This window comes from Nocardia sp. JCM 34519.1, assembly GCF_020361265.1.
Taxonomy (GTDB): Bacteria; Actinomycetota; Actinomycetes; order Mycobacteriales; family Mycobacteriaceae; genus Nocardia; species Nocardia arthritidis_A.
Genome location: NZ_JAIRBR010000055.1, coordinates 1 through 556 on the forward strand (window position 1 = coordinate 1; position 556 = coordinate 556).

The 556-nt window shown below is 64.4% G+C and carries 1 protein-coding gene; it reads left to right on the top strand.

The genetic code is table 11. From position 1 onward, the window contains the following. Positions 1-173: 173 nt before the first annotated feature. The coding region (locus tag LGY53_RS43380) for an IS630 family transposase (RefSeq protein WP_308103118.1) at positions 174-556 on the top strand (383 nt) is incomplete at its 3' end.

Consider the following 556-nt stretch of genomic DNA (forward strand, 5'->3'; position numbering starts at 1 on the left):
CTAGTGTTCTGCGCCTGAAATTCGTTGCCTAATTATAGGATTCGGCGGTGGTGAGGACTGGTAGGCCGAGGTCGGGTCCGGATTTGGTGGTGACCGAGGCTCAGCGTCGGGAATTGATGCGGGGCGCGCGGGCGGCGACGTCGACGCAGGCGTATGCGTTGCGGTGCCGGATCGTGCTGGCCTGCGCCGAACCGGGTGCGTTCAATACCCACGTGGCGGCCGAGGTGGGTGTGTCGGCGATGACGGTGCGTAAGTGGCGGGGCCGTTTCATCGAGTACGGGTTGGCGGGCCTGGCCGATGAACCAAGACCCGGCCGGCCGCCGTCGATCCTGCTGGATCAGGTGCAGCAAGTGGTGGAGATGACCCTGGAGCAGGTCCCCTCCGATGCCACGCATTGGTCGCGGTCGTCGATGGCGGAGCGGACCGGGCTGTCGAAATCGACGGTGGGGCGGATCTGGCGGCGGTTCGAGCTGAAACCGCATCTCAGCGACGGGTTCAAGATCTCCACCGACCCGTTGTTCGTCGAGAAGGTCGTGGATGTTGTTGGCCTGTATCA